General features: G+C 47.4%; 11 protein-coding genes. 6 read left to right on the top strand and 5 right to left on the bottom strand.

Translation table 11 applies throughout. The features are described from left to right. Positions 1 to 85: 85 nt before the first annotated feature. The 4 genes from F752_RS0109390 to F752_RS0109375 all read right to left on the bottom strand — a co-directional run bounded on the left by F752_RS0109390 (position 86) and on the right by F752_RS0109375 (position 3,461). A complete protein-coding gene (locus F752_RS0109390) occupies positions 86 to 457 on the bottom strand; it encodes a type II toxin-antitoxin system VapC family toxin (RefSeq protein ID WP_017731474.1) in 372 nt (123 codons plus the stop codon). Next, positions 444 to 683: a hypothetical protein gene (locus tag F752_RS0109385; protein WP_017731473.1), complete on the bottom strand. Its 240-nt coding sequence runs from the start codon at positions 681 to 683 to the stop codon at positions 444 to 446. The genes F752_RS0109390 and F752_RS0109385 overlap by 14 nt, the downstream gene beginning before the upstream one ends. A 367-nt stretch (positions 684 to 1,050) precedes the next feature. Beyond that, a complete protein-coding gene (gene hslV, locus F752_RS0109380; RefSeq protein WP_040664488.1) occupies positions 1,051 to 1,602 on the bottom strand; it encodes an ATP-dependent protease subunit HslV in 552 nt (183 codons plus the stop codon). 158 nt (positions 1,603 to 1,760) lie between these two features. Further along, positions 1,761 to 3,461: a pyruvate dehydrogenase complex dihydrolipoamide acetyltransferase gene (locus F752_RS0109375; protein WP_017731471.1), complete on the bottom strand. Its 1,701-nt coding sequence runs from the start codon at positions 3,459 to 3,461 to the stop codon at positions 1,761 to 1,763. Between the two features lie 238 nt (positions 3,462 to 3,699). Here F752_RS0109375 and F752_RS0109365 point away from each other — a divergent pair, with 238 nt between their 5' ends. From F752_RS0109365 to F752_RS0109340, 5 genes are all read left to right on the top strand, one after another. Next, a complete protein-coding gene (locus tag F752_RS0109365) occupies positions 3,700 to 4,656 on the top strand; it encodes a YheT family hydrolase (protein ID WP_026135632.1) in 957 nt (318 codons plus the stop codon). 183 nt (positions 4,657 to 4,839) lie between these two features. Continuing rightward, positions 4,840 to 5,538 carry an SOS response-associated peptidase gene (locus tag F752_RS0109360; protein WP_017731468.1) on the top strand — a complete coding sequence of 233 codons (699 nt, stop codon included), beginning with the start codon at positions 4,840 to 4,842 and terminating at the stop codon, positions 5,536 to 5,538. A 356-nt stretch (positions 5,539 to 5,894) separates the two neighbouring features. Then, positions 5,895 to 6,899: a beta-ketoacyl-ACP synthase III gene (locus F752_RS0109350; RefSeq protein ID WP_017731466.1), complete on the top strand. Its 1,005-nt coding sequence runs from the start codon at positions 5,895 to 5,897 to the stop codon at positions 6,897 to 6,899. Between the two features lie 47 nt (positions 6,900 to 6,946). Continuing rightward, positions 6,947 to 7,174 carry a hypothetical protein gene (locus F752_RS0109345; RefSeq protein ID WP_017731465.1) on the top strand — a complete coding sequence of 76 codons (228 nt, stop codon included), beginning with the start codon at positions 6,947 to 6,949 and terminating at the stop codon, positions 7,172 to 7,174. Positions 7,175 to 7,218: 44 nt separating this feature from the next. Next, positions 7,219 to 7,833, top strand: a complete 615-nt coding sequence (locus F752_RS0109340) for a hypothetical protein (protein WP_017731464.1) — start codon at positions 7,219 to 7,221, stop codon at positions 7,831 to 7,833. A gap of 54 nt (positions 7,834 to 7,887) precedes the next feature. Here the strand turns inward: F752_RS0109340 and F752_RS0109335 are convergent, their stop codons facing one another. Next, on the bottom strand, positions 7,888 to 10,068 hold the full coding sequence (locus F752_RS0109335; protein WP_017731463.1) for a glutamine synthetase III family protein: 2,181 nt from the start codon (positions 10,066 to 10,068) through the stop codon (positions 7,888 to 7,890). Between the two features lie 224 nt (positions 10,069 to 10,292). Between F752_RS0109335 and F752_RS0109330 the strand changes: the two genes are divergently transcribed. Then, positions 10,293 to 12,128, top strand: coding sequence for an LTA synthase family protein (locus tag F752_RS0109330; RefSeq protein WP_152425081.1), 1,836 nt, complete (start codon positions 10,293 to 10,295; stop codon positions 12,126 to 12,128). The last annotated feature ends 15 nt before the right edge of the window (positions 12,129 to 12,143 follow it).

Genomic DNA, 12,143 nt, shown 5'->3' with positions numbered 1-12,143 from the left:
AGGAATGAAAGGCTAAAATGAGCTGAAAAATAAGCTGCTAATCAGTGGGTTGCGCAACAGCTACTGTGGTTGGTGCCTGTGCTTTTTACATTTCGTATATTATAATCTCTAATTCTTCAACCGTCCGAAATTGCTTGTCAGCTGTCAATAGAGGTAACTTATAATAAAATGCAGTAGCTGCTACAATAGAGTCAGGAAGCTTTAATTTTGATTTCCGTCTAAACTCAATGGTTAAATCCTTAATTTCAGGGCTTACGTCTACTATCAGGCAACTTTTTAGCAGTCCTTTGATAGTTTCTTCAGAATCTGTGGTAATCTTGGGGAAGGAAAGAAGTTCAAGTTCTGTAATAAATGAAATCACAAGGTCTTTATCCGAAATCATTTCTATTACATCCTGGTCTCCTTTTAAAAAATACAGCAGGATATTGGTGTCAACGAAAATCCTATTCCCACTCATCCCTCATTTGTCTTTGGTATTCTAATGGGTCAATGTCCGTTTTTAACTTACCAGCAAATTTCATAATATCCTTTTTAGGAGTTTTTGAAACCACTTCGTTTACCCTTCTTTTAATCTCCTCTTTAGGAGTCCCTTTTTTTATTATTGTTATCATGCTTATAGGTTCTTTTTTCAAGATAACAATTCTTTTCCCTTTTTGGTCTGCGTACTGTTCTTTTTTTTGCATAGGCACCAACTACCGGAAAATAACAAGTGCACTTGTTATTTTCCGGTAGTTGGTCGGTGTGGTCTTTGATTGGTAACATAAGCCTTTTATTCAGCTTCTGCAAGGAAAAGATATAAGCTACCTACCTTTAATGCTGTTTTTTCATTGTAGAGAGCCTAATGTGCTAAAAATAAAGTGCACCTGCTTTCCATCAAGTTACTAAATGAGAAGGGTAATCAAAAGTGGAAGTTGGAGTTAGCCTATGGTAACCGATTGTAAATGCTTGTACACGATTGTAATCGCTTAGCCGTACTCCCGCCCTGACCTTTGAACATAAAAAACCCTTACCGTAAGGGCAAGGGCTTCAGTAAATCCTAAAGGACAACTACTATTTTACTTCTTCCACCACCAGGTTATGGTTGGTATAGATGCAGATATCGGCAGCAATATGAAGCGCCTCCTCCACAATCTGTCGGGCGGTGAGCTTATCGCCGGCATGGCGCTTAAGAGCAATGGCGGCGGCATTGGCATACATACTGCCCGAGCCGATGGTGGCAATGCCCGTATCGGGCTCCAGCACATCGCCGGTACCGGAAATAATCAGGATCTCCTCCTTATCGGCCACAATCATCATGGCTTCCAGCTTCCGCAGAAAACGGTCGGTGCGCCAGTCTTTGGCCAGCTCAATGGCGGCCCGCTTCATATTCCCTCCATAGCTGTTGAGCTTCTCATCGAACTTCTCCAGCAGGTTGAAGGCATCGGCCGTGGAACCTGCAAAACCGGTTACAATCTTGCCATCCTGCAGCTTCCGAATCTTTTTTACATTGCTTTTGGCGACGGTATTGCCCATGGTGGCCTGTCCGTCGGCCCCTATCGCCACCTCACCATTGTGCAGTACAGCACAGACGGTGGTGGATCGTATTCTATTTGAGTCTTTCATATTAGTAGTGAGTATTGAGTAGTGGGTATTGAGAAAAAATAATTCGATAAAAAAAGAAAGAGAGGATGCTATGAGGGCTAAGCATCGGTGAGGTTAAATAAAAAATGAGTATTGGGTAGCAAGGTCTAATCTCACTACCCAATACTCAACACACTTTACTATATTAAAATTCTTACCGGATCTTCGAGCAGACCTTTGAGGGTTTGCAGGAAGGCGGCCCCTACGGCGCCATCTACGGCACGGTGGTCGCAGCTAAGGGTTACTTTCATAATATTACCCGGCACCAGCTGACCGTTTTTCACCACGGCAGTTTCCTTGATTCCTCCTACTGCCAGGATACAGGCATCCGGTGGATTAATAATAGCGGTAAACTCATCGATGCCGAACATGCCCAGGTTAGAAACGGTAAAGGTACTTCCTTCCCAGTCCTGTGGCTGCAGCTTCTTGGCCTTCGCTCTCTGGCCGAATTCTTTTACTTCGGCCGAAATATGGGCCAGGGATTTATTATCGGCAAAACGTACTACCGGTACCAGCAGCCCTTCCTCTACTGCCATGGCTACCCCAATATTAATATGCTGGTTCAAGCGCATGGTATCGCCTCTCCAGCTTACATTTACTTTCGGGTGCTGGCGCAGCGCAGCGGCTACGGCCTTAATCACCATATCGTTAAAGCTGATTTTTACCGGAGAAACTTCATTCATGCTCTTCCTGGCTTCTATCGCCTTATCCATGTTAATTTCCATGGTCAGGTAGAAGTGTGGAGCCGTGAATTTACTTTCAGCCAGGCGCTTGGCAATGGTTTTGCGCATTTGCGACACCTTCTGCTCTTCGTAGCGCTCTTCGCCTACCACCTGCGGCATGGTGTAGGTAGGGGCTCCAGCTTCTTTGGCTGGAACCTGTCCTGTAGCAGCTGCTCCCTGCTGTGGTTGTGCAGCCGGGGCAGCGGATGGTTTAAACTCCTCCACATCCTTCTTCACAATCCTTCCGTCAGGTCCTGAACCTTTTATCTGGCTGAGTTTATAGCCTTTTTCTTCCGCCATTTTACGGGCAAGCGGAGAGGCTTTTATGCGGCTATCGTCCTCCCCGGAGGCCGATGCTGTGGCAGCCCCATTGTCGGATGGCTTGGAAACGGTATCTCTTTTTTCGGCAGTAGTCGCTTTAGGAGACTCATCACTTGCAGAAGCATTCTCTCCATCGCCTGATGATTTTGCTGCATGCGCTTTCAGCAGCTTCTCATAGTCAGCTCCTTTTTCACCAATAACGGCAATAACGGCATCTACCGGTACGGCATCGCCTTCTTCCACACCAACATACAGGAGAGTTCCGTCTTCGTAGGCTTCAAGCTCCATGGTGGCTTTATCAGTTTCTACTTCGGCCAGAATATCGCCACTTTCCACCTTGTCGCCTACCTTTTTATGCCAGGCGGCAATGGTACCTTCCTGCATGGTATCGCTCATCTTAGGCATGGCGACAACCGTAGCCTTAATACCTGAAACATCTATATCTTCAGCTGCTTTAGCTTCTTCTTTCTTTGGTTCGGCCTTTTCTTCCGGCTGGCTGTCTCCGCCGCCGCCCTGGTCTTCATTTTCAATTTCTTTGAGCAGACCACTGATGTCCTCTCCTTCTTCTCCAATAATGGCAAGCACTCCGTTTACCGGTACGGCGTCCTTCTCCTGCACGCCAATGTGCAGCAGTACACCATCCTGGTACGACTCCAGCTCCATGGTGGCTTTATCGGTTTCTACCTCAGCCAGTATATCGCCACTTTCTACCTTATCGCCCACTTTTACCTGCCAGGAAGCGATCACACCTTCTTCCATGGTGTCGCTCATCTTAGGCATTCTTATTACTTCAGCCATATATATTCTATTCTTTTGCGTGCGTTGATATCACAAATTCGTTTCCGGACGTAAAATAAAGCTATTTTTGCTTATTAGCCAAAATACACCACCATTAATCGAGCCTTTGCCGACCTGCATTAAGTTTAATCTTTGGCCGGTGATTTTGTTTATTTAAAACATTCAGATTGTATTTTTGTGCCATCCGCAGCTTGCAAACGTTTGTAAGCTGCCCTACTTCTGAAGCGCCTTCTGCCATATGAACACTCCAGCTTACCAACCACCTTTTTACCAGTTCAACGGTCATCTGCAAACGATTATGCCCTCCCTCTTCCGAAAAGTGAAAAATGTGCATTATGAGCGGGAGCGCATCTATACCGCCGATGAGGATTTCCTGGACCTGGACTGGCTCCGGAAAGGTTCTTCCGATACACTCTTAATTGTTTCGCACGGCCTGGAAGGCGACAGCCACCGCTCCTATGTAAAAGGAATGGTTCGTGCATTTGCCCGGCGAGGCTGCCATGCCCTTGCCTGGAACTACCGGGGCTGCAGTGGCGAGCCCAACCTGCAGGAGCGCTTTTACCACAGCGGGGCCACGGAAGATCTGGAAGCGGTTGTTCAGCATGTGCGGCAGCTGGGGCAATATAAAAAGATTATCCTGAGTGGCTTTAGCCTGGGGGGCAACCTTACACTCAAATACCTGGGCGAACGGGGCAGCAATATAGCGCCTGAACTTTGGAAAGCAGCAGTCTTTTCTGTGCCCCTCGACCTTTCCGGCAGCTCTACCCAGATTAGCCAGCGGAGCAACTGGATATACAATAAGCGGTTCCTGAACCACCTCGGAAAGAAAATTAAAAGCAAGGCAGCAAAAATGCCGGGCCGTCTTGATGTTGGGGCACTCCGGGACATTAAAACCCTGCGCCAGTTCGACGATACCTATACGGCTCCCCTGCACGGCTTTATAAATGCCGAGGCTTACTATGCCCATTGCAGCGCCCTCCGGTACCTGGATAACATTCAGCTGCCTACCCTTATCCTGAATGCTAAAAACGACCCCTTTCTTTCGGACAGTTGCTACCCTGAGGCTTCGTTAAAGGAACATCCCTTTATTACTTTTGAAGCACCGGAAGAGGGTGGCCATGTGGGCTTTGCTCCTGCCCCGGGAGAAGAGCTATATTATTCAGAAAAGCAGGCGTTGGAATTTGTGCTGGGCTAAAAAACACGCTAAACCCATGACTGCTGAAGAGATTCCTCCTCTTTCCACACCCACTGGAGGTATACCTGCACTGCAGAAAGGTTTTTACATTTATAGATTTACTTCATCGCTTTTAAGCAAAGCGTCTTCAATTCCAGCAAGAACTTTTATACCTTTGTTGGAAACTGTAAGAAAGGCAAAACTATGTGCGGCAGATATACCCTGGTAAAAAAAGCAGATGAAGTAGCAAAACGTTTTAAAGTAGAGGTTCCCTCCCACTACAAACCCCGCTATAATGCAGCGCCCAGCCAGCTCCTGCCTGTTATTACTGCCGATGCGCCGGAGGGCCTTTCCTGGTTTTACTGGGGACTGATTCCTTCCTGGTCTAAAAACAAATCGATTAGCCAGAAACTGATTAACGCCAGGGCCGAAACGGTAGAGGAAAAAGCTTCTTTTCGGAATGCCCTGCAGCAGCGCCGCTGCCTGGTGCCTGCCGATGGCTTTTTTGAATGGAAGCCGGTAAGCAAAAAGGGCAAAATCCCTTACCGCATTACCCTTTTAAAGGAACAGCTGTTTGCCTTCGCCGGCTTGTGGGAAGAGTTCGAGGATGATGAAGGAGATATGGTCCATACCTTTACCATTCTTACGACCAAAGCCAACTCCACCCTTCAGAATATACATGAGCGCATGCCGGTTATTCTTTCTCCTGAGGCCGAAGCCTTATGGATGGATAAGAGTGCAGGGCCGGAAGATATACGCGAGCTGCTCCAGCCTTACCACCGCGACCAGACCCGCTTCTATACCGTGTCCTCGCTGGTGAATACGGCTACTACCGATGAGCCTTCGGTTATCGCCCCTGCCCCTGCCGCCGATCAGTTCGGAAATTATACGCTTTTTAATTGAGCGTATTCAGTACGGAATTATAACCTGGAACAAGAGAACCGGCATGGAGGAGCCAGAAGATTTCTCTACTTCGCCGGCCAACCACACTCCTTAAAAATCCTGCATCACTAACTGCTGCCCTGGTTTCTGGGATTAAATACTTACCACAACCCGGCAGGCACAGGCATTAATTATCCATTCCCTCTGCATGCAGCCCTTTTTCCTGGCTGCTCCTGCGCGTATGTGAAAAAGATTGCTAACTTTAGCCTGCTCTGCCTGTTTCTCCACCGACTTTCCCTCCTTTGGAAGGATGCACAGCAAACAAGCAGGCACCATTATCTATTTACTTTATAGTACAGGATAGCAAAATCATATATATGTATCATTCCAAAATTACCGGCATCGGACATTATGTGCCGGAGAATGTGATAACGAATGCCGATCTGGAAAAGCTGATGGATACCAGCGACGCCTGGATTACCGAACGCACAGGCATAAAAGAAAGACGCTTTTTTAATCCGGATAAGGATACCGTAGCCAGTATGTCGGCCCATGCCAGCCGAATGGCCATTGAGCGGGCAGGGCTGGAGGTAAAGGATATTGAATTTATAGTCCTGGCCACCATTACACCCGATTATTTCTTCCCCGGCTCGGGAGTACTGCTCCAGCGGGAGTTGGGACTGGAAGGAATAGGCGCACTGGACCTTCGCAATGCCTGCAGCGGCTTTATTTATGGCCTGTCGGTGGCCGACCAGTTTATTAAAACCGGCATGTATAAAAATGTGCTGGTGGTAGGCGCCGAAATACAGTCATCCCTCATGGAAATGAACAATCGCGGCCGCAATGTTTCTGTTATTTTTGGCGATGGAGCCGGTGCTGCTGTTTTGCAGGCCAGCAACGATAAAGGCAAAGGTATTTTAAGCACTCACCTGCATGCCGATGGCCGCTTTGCAGAAGAATTGTACGTGAAGGACCCGGGCAGCAGCCGCCACCCGGAGGAGCGGGTTAGTCCACAACTCATGGAAAGCCCTTCCATTCGCGCCCATATGAACGGAAACATGGTTTTTAAACATGCCGTGGTGCGCTTTCAGGAGGTAATACAGGAAGCCCTCGACGCCAATGGCTTCCAGAAGCAGGACATTGACCTGCTCGTGCCCCACCAGGCAAACCTGCGCATTAGCAATTACCTGCAGGAGCAGTTAGGGCTGGCAGACCAAAAGGTTTACAACAACATAATGCGCTATGGCAATACCACAGCGGCTTCCATTCCTATAGCCCTGAGCGAAGCATGGGCCGAAGGTTTGCTGAAAGAAGACCAGCTCATATGCCTGGCGGCTTTCGGCAGCGGCTTTACCTGGGCTTCTGCCCTTATCCGTTTCTGATTTCAGAAGCAGGAAGTACTTTATGTTAAAAACTTAAAAAATATTGAATGAAAACCGGTGATTATAACCCCAGCGTATTTGAAGTGAACCTGGCCTCTGCCATCCTGGAGTGCAAAGATGAAATTCAGAAAAAGCTTAAGGATAATATGAAAATCGTTGAAGTCTCTGGGATGCTGAAGCAGGATAACCCTATAGTAACCTTTCAGCTACTGGACGAGGACGGCGACCAGCACGAAGTGGTTGTTAAAGTAATTCAGCGCCCCGACCGGCATTAAATTCTCACCAGAGTAGCTGACCCTTTTACGGAATTAATAACCATATGAGCCCTTCTCCTCCCCTCATTTCTGCAAAAGCACTAAACTACCTGCACGATAAAGACTTTCTGCTTACCAAAAGAAAGACCATCCGGCAGCTGCAGCAGTGGCTGTCGGAAACACAACAGGCGCTCCTTACTGTTGCAAATAAGCATAAAAACGAGCTCCCACCACATGCCCTGCAGCGCTCGGCAAAAATTTCGAGAGGAGAAAATTACCATGGGCTTCCCTATCTGGTACTGGATTACCCGAGATTGTTGAGCAAAGAAGATGTTTTTTCTTTCCGCACCTTCTTCTGGTGGGGAAATTATTTCAGCTGTACGCTCCACCTACAGGGGCATTCTCTCCGCACCTTTCGCCCCACGCTAATTGAGAGCTTACCAGCCTCTTCTCTTCCCGATGATTTTGCATCAGTAAACGATACCCCCTGGGAGTATCACTTCCAGCCCGACAACTACCGGCCTCTGTCCTCCTTCAAGTCTAATGAGTTAGAGGAACTACTGGATAAAGATTTTTTTAAGATAAGCCGAAAGCTTCCGCTGGAGGAATACCAGCAGCTACCTTCTTTTGCCCGAAACTGCTTTCAGCAGTACCTTCGTTTACTGAAAATCGAAGCATAAAAAAACCTGCTGCATTTTACAGGCAGCAGGTTTCAGCGTTTTAAATTCTATGCTCTAAAAGAGAATTTCCCGATACTTGGCTAATGGCCACATGGAGTCATCGACCAGAAACTCCAGCTTATCAACATGATAACGAATCTGGCTGAAATACTGCTCCCGGATATCTTTATAATAAATGGCTTTTTCGCGGGTATTCTCGATTTTATTGGCAGCTTTTCGAGCTTCTATCATTCCTCTTACCAAGGTTTTAACCGTATTAAGGTGAGTACTGATTTCGGTAACAGTTTCATATGCCACTGAGCCTTCTAACTCCAGGCCTATATTTTTCATACCATTCAGGCCCTTTACCAGTTGGTGCTGGTACCGCAGCACAGCCGGTATAATATGGTTTTGCGATAGGTCACCAATAATCCTGGACTCTATCTGCACTCGCATAATATAGTTCTCCAGCCTGATTTCCTGGCGCGCCTCCAACTCTACTTCTGTAAACAGCTTGTTATCTACAAAAAGCTTTTTGGCCTTATCAGTCAGGTATTCATCCAGGGCTTCCGGCGTATTTTTAATATTTGTAAGCCCGCGACGCTCTGCCTCGGCAATCCACTCATCGCTGTAGCCATTGCCTTCGAAACGAATATCTTTGGATTCCTTGATATAACGGCGGAGCACTTTTATCACCGCCATCTCCTTCTTTTCCCCTTTGCTGGTCAGCTTGTCCACATCTGCCTTAAAACGTAGCAGCTGCTGCCCTACGATGGCATTGAGCACAATCATGGCCGAGGCACTATTGGCCGAAGAGCCTACAGCCCTGAACTCAAACTTATTGCCGGTAAAAGCAAAAGGCGAGGTACGATTACGGTCGGTGTTGTCGAGCAGAATAGGCGGAATTTTATTGATACCCAGCTTCATATACATATTATCGCCCTTCTCGATTTCAATGGTAGAGTTTTTCTCCAGCTCGTTCAGCACTTTTGTCATTTGCGAACCTATAAAGGCCGATACAATCGCAGGCGGCGCCTCATTAGCTCCCAGGCGAAAGTCGTTACTTTCCGAAGCGATGGAAGCCCGCAGCAGCCCGTTATACTCATGTACCGCTTTAATGGTATTAACAAAGAAAGTCAGGAACTGCAGGTTTTCTTTCGCCTTGCTGCTTGGCGCCAGCAGGTTTTTACCGGTACTGGTTATCAGCGACCAGTTATTATGCTTTCCGCTGCCATTTACATTGGCAAAAGGCTTTTCGTGTAGCAGTACTTTAAAATTATGCCGCTCGGCTACCTTATCCATCAGGTCCATTAACAACTGGTTATGGTCTACTGCCAGGTTGGCTTCCTCGAACATGGGAGCCAGCTCAAACTGCCGTGGCGCTACTTCATTATGGCGGGTACGAATCGGAATCCCCAGCTTGTGCGCCTCCATCTCCAGTTCCACCATATAATTATGCACCCGTGTGGGAATGGAACCGAAATAGTGATCATCCAGCTGCTGCCCTTTTGCCGGTGCATGGCCAAATACGGTACGTCCTGCCATTACCAGGTCGGGGCGCGACTGGTAAATAGCGCGATCGATCAGGAAGTACTCCTGCTCAATTCCAAGACTTGCTTTTACCTGGGTCACATTCTTATCGAACAGCTCCTGGCACACCAAAGTGGCCGCTTTATCGATAAAAGCCAAAGTTTTAAGTAAAGGGGTTTTATAGTCAAGTGCCTCGCTGGTGTAAGACACAAAAACGGTAGGAATACAAAGTGTTTTTGCACTCCCGTTCTCCATTAAAAAAGCCGGGGAGGTTGGATCCCAGGCGGTATATCCACGAGCTTCGAAGGTATTACGAATACCTCCACTCGGGAATGAAGAGGCATCGGGCTCCTGCTGAACCAGGGCCGAACCTTTAAACTTTTCTATGCCACGTCCGTCGGAACCCGGCTCAAAAAAGGAATCGTGCTTTTCGGCGGTCGCACCCGTGAGTGGCTGAAACCAGTGGGTGTAGTGGGTAGCCCCTTTATCGATAGCCCATGAACGCATGGCAGATGCTACGGCTTCAGCAACATGGGGCTCCATCCGGCTTCCTTTTTCAATGGTCTTCATCAGCTGCTCATAAATATCAGCCGAAAGGGTCGAACGCATCATTTCTTTATCAAATACGTTCTGTCCATAGTACTCCGAAATTTTTGAAGAGATGGTGTTTACCGGAACCGGTTCATGGCTCAGTGCCTTTTCCAGGGCTTTAAATCTGAAATTCATATTTTCTTCGTGAGGTGTGCTTTAAATTTAAGGTATAAAAATAGTATTTATTACCTCATTAAAAAATATAAGTTTCATTTCAAACCTACTTTATAAAATCAATCACCTTTTTACTGAAATCAGGTTAAATTTTAAACCCATTCCAAAACCATGATGCACGCTTCCAGTAACAGCAGAAGTTGTCTTTACTGTTCTTGCTTTTTAACCACTGGAAAGAAAGTGATATGAGCATAAAGAAGAGAGGCCTTTTTATGGCGGCTTATTTTATTTTCTGGTTAAGTTATTTTTTCTTTATCAGGGCGGTTTTTCTACTCTACCACCAGGAGCTTTCAACCCAGTTGCACTGGCAAACGATAATTTTTACCTTTTTAAATGGTCTCCGGCTCGACCTTTCCGTAACTGCAGGTATATGCCTCATTCCTTTTTTACTGATAAGTATTTCTGCAGCTTCCGGAGCAAAAAGCTGGATCAGCAGCTTCCTTAACTATTATACCTGCTTCCTTATTTTTCTCGTTACCCTCCTCTGCACTTCCGATCTGGAACTTTTCCGCATATGGGGTTTTCGCCTCGACGCCAGTCCACTCCTGTACCTGAATACTCCGCAGGAGATGATGGTTTCCGTTGGCTCCTCTCCCCTCTGGCTGCTCATTTTACTTAATGTGCTCATTAACCTCTTTTTTAGCCAGGCTTACCGCCAGCTGCTGCATCCACTAACCACCCATTTTACACGGCAAAGTTTTCGCCTGTTACCGGTATACCTGTCATTTACTGCGCTGCTGTTTATTCTCCTGCCAGCCCGCAGGATTAATGCTTACTTTTCGGACCAGCACTTTGCCAACCAGGCGGCCATTAATGTCCCCTGGAATTTCGTTTACTCTATTGCCCAAACGACAAATCCAGAAATCAATCCCTATCGCTACCTGCCCTCTGCTACTGCCAGCAAACTTGTAAAAGAACTATATCCTGCTAATCCGGCACCTCCGCAACAGCTGGTTCGGGGAGGCAAACCTAATATTGTACTGATTATTTGGGAAAGTCTTACTGCCAAGGCTGTCGGTAGTCTGGGTGGCATAAAAGAGGTGACGCCCCATTTTAATGCCTTATCTGCCGAAGGGCTACTGTTTTCAAACTTTTATGCCAGTGGAGATCGGAGCGACAAAGGCCTGGTGGCTATTTTAAGCGGGAGACCTGCCCTGCCAACTCTAAGCCTGCTGAGTAAGCCTGAGCAAACCAGCTCCCTCCCCCACCTAAGCCAGTCGCTCAAAAATGCCGGCTACCATACCGCCTTTTACTATGGCGGAGACCTTGATTTTGCCAGCCTCCGGTCCTACCTTAACCATGGCGGCTTTGAGCAGCAGGTAAGCGCCAAAGATTTTAAGCAGGATGAGCTGAACAGCCCCTGGGGAGCCCACGATGAGGTGGTGCTACAGCGCCTTTTTAATGATATTGAAGAGGATGCGAAAGAATCAGCACCTTTCTTTAAGGTCTTTTTTACCCTTAGCAGCCACGAGCCTTTCGACTTCCCTGGCAAGGGCATTTATAAAAACTCCGGCACTACTGCCCGGTTTCTCAATTCCCTCCACTATACCGATGGCGCCATCGGCCAGTTCGTGGAGCAGGCCAAAACGAAAGGATGGTATGAAAATACGCTCTTTATCATCCTTGCCGACCATGGCCATACCTATCCCGGTCGCAGCCCTGTATACAGCAAAGAAAAATTTCACATTCCCATGCTCTGGTTCGGAGGCGCCCTTCAATCGCCGCCTGCGGTTATCGGCAGCACTGCCTCCCAAACTGACCTGGCAGCCACCCTTCTCAGGCAACTAAATATACCTGCAAAGGAGTACCGCTGGAGCAGAGATATATTCAGTCCCGGCAACCCTGCCTTTGCCCCTTGTTTTTTTAAAGAAGGAGTGGGCCTGCTCACCGACAGCAGCTACCTTTCCTTCGACCATGTGGGCAGGCAAATGATTGAACAGGAGGGAGATGGACACAAAGCACAACTGGATTATGCAAAAGCATACCTGCAGCAAAGTTTTGGCGACTATCTGAATAATTAAGTACCTTTGCTGCTA

The sequence above is a fragment of the Nafulsella turpanensis ZLM-10 genome, assembly GCF_000346615.1.
Classification (GTDB): Bacteria; Bacteroidota; Bacteroidia; order Cytophagales; family Cyclobacteriaceae; genus Nafulsella; species Nafulsella turpanensis.
This window is presented reverse-complemented; position numbering and strand designations above follow the sequence as displayed.

Coding starts and splice junctions, on each gene's coding strand:
- hslV (WP_040664488.1), bottom strand. CDS start 1,602: ATGAAAGACTCAAATAGAATACGATCCACCACCGTCTGTGCTGTACTG.
- F752_RS0109365 (WP_026135632.1), top strand. CDS start 3,700: ATGAACACTCCAGCTTACCAACCACCTTTTTACCAGTTCAACGGTCAT.
- F752_RS0109330 (WP_152425081.1), top strand. CDS start 10,293: ATGAGCATAAAGAAGAGAGGCCTTTTTATGGCGGCTTATTTTATTTTC.
- F752_RS0109335 (WP_017731463.1), bottom strand. CDS start 10,068: ATGAATTTCAGATTTAAAGCCCTGGAAAAGGCACTGAGCCATGAACCG.
- F752_RS0109360 (WP_017731468.1), top strand. CDS start 4,840: ATGTGCGGCAGATATACCCTGGTAAAAAAAGCAGATGAAGTAGCAAAA.
- F752_RS0109340 (WP_017731464.1), top strand. CDS start 7,219: ATGAGCCCTTCTCCTCCCCTCATTTCTGCAAAAGCACTAAACTACCTG.
- F752_RS0109390 (WP_017731474.1), bottom strand. CDS start 457: ATGAGTGGGAATAGGATTTTCGTTGACACCAATATCCTGCTGTATTTT.
- F752_RS0109375 (WP_017731471.1), bottom strand. CDS start 3,461: ATGGCTGAAGTAATAAGAATGCCTAAGATGAGCGACACCATGGAAGAA.
- F752_RS0109345 (WP_017731465.1), top strand. CDS start 6,947: ATGAAAACCGGTGATTATAACCCCAGCGTATTTGAAGTGAACCTGGCC.
- F752_RS0109385 (WP_017731473.1), bottom strand. CDS start 683: ATGCAAAAAAAAGAACAGTACGCAGACCAAAAAGGGAAAAGAATTGTT.
- F752_RS0109350 (WP_017731466.1), top strand. CDS start 5,895: ATGTATCATTCCAAAATTACCGGCATCGGACATTATGTGCCGGAGAAT.